This window comes from Pseudanabaena sp. 'Roaring Creek' (assembly GCF_001402795.1).
GTDB lineage: Bacteria > Cyanobacteriota > Cyanobacteriia > Pseudanabaenales > Pseudanabaenaceae > Pseudanabaena.
In genome coordinates this window covers 1-1,138 of the sequence record NZ_LIRE01000615.1, presented here as the reverse complement: position 1 = coordinate 1,138, position 1,138 = coordinate 1, and the positions used below count along the sequence as shown (strand labels likewise).

Sequence of the window (1,138 nt, the reverse complement as noted above, 5' to 3'; positions counted from 1 at the left end):
AAAACCTGTAGCGCACGCGCAGCGTGCGCTACAGGTTTTATAGCTGCCGCCAACTATATCAGGACATAAAACCCCAAAGAGAGTTGCCGCGCTCCGCGCGGCAACTCTCTTTGGGGTTTTATACCAATTCCCAAAAGTGTAGCCACACTTTTGGGAATTGAAAACCAAACTGACGTTAAGGCAAGTGACGACACATAGAGTTTCCTTAATAAACACAGTCATATTAATTTCATTGCGTATCATGGGAATAGTTATAGAGGGCTATTTAAGGAAACAATCAATGGGACATGTCTATGTTGTACTCATTACAAACTGTACCGACGACTAAAACTAGCGATCGCGACGGCTTTATCGGCAATATCGAGCATTCAGTGCTTCCGCTCCAAAACCCAATCGGAGTAAGCTTACTTTTAATTCTGTTGTGGGGGGCAATTGGAGCGACCGCCTATAATTACTGGCAGCTACGCAAAAGTCGCCAACAACTAAAAATCGAAAAACTCAAAACGGACGAACTGACCAAAAAGCTCAAGTTAGCACTGCATACCATTGACGAACATGAGCGCAACCCCGACTTAATTCATTCTCGTGAGTTTAATTTAGACTATCTAAGCATGAGGATGGAGGAGACTCATTTCTGCAATATTATTTTGGCGCAGATCAAAGTTAACCTTCGTAAAAAAATCACCCCCCTACTAATGCCCAGCGAAGAGGATAGTGGCAATATCCGCAAGATTGATGTGATTTTTGATGTGGCTTTTAAACCCGAACACCATGATGATTCACAGATGCGTACCCTTTTTCGCATCCACGTTAAGCTTGCCAAAATTCCCCTCCACGGATCGCAAAGTATTCTGAAGGATTTAGCGGTCGGGCTAGAAAATTTTGTGGTCGCCTCAGATGAAAATCGGAATTGGCAACCGACGATTCAGGGCAGGCTCGCTGTAATTAGCTGGGATCAGAGTGCCAAGCCCACGCCTTTACTAGTCATCGAACAAACCAATGAAGGCGCAAATGTACTAATGCGAAATAAACGCCTCGCTCAATCAAAAATATAATTCCCTTTAATTTTTTTATAGCTAACGTCAGTAATGTTATGGCAAAAATCAAACCCAATAGATGGTTGCGGCGCTTCGCGCCG

The 1,138-nt window shown here is 43.8% G+C and carries 1 protein-coding gene; it reads left to right on the top strand.

The features are described 5' to 3' along the window. Positions 1–293 precede the first annotated feature (293 nt). Positions 294–1,055 (top strand): hypothetical protein, encoded by a 762-nt coding sequence (locus tag AC805_RS16810; RefSeq protein WP_055076468.1) that lies wholly within the window; start codon positions 294–296, stop codon positions 1,053–1,055. Positions 1,056–1,138: the final 83 nt, after the last annotated feature.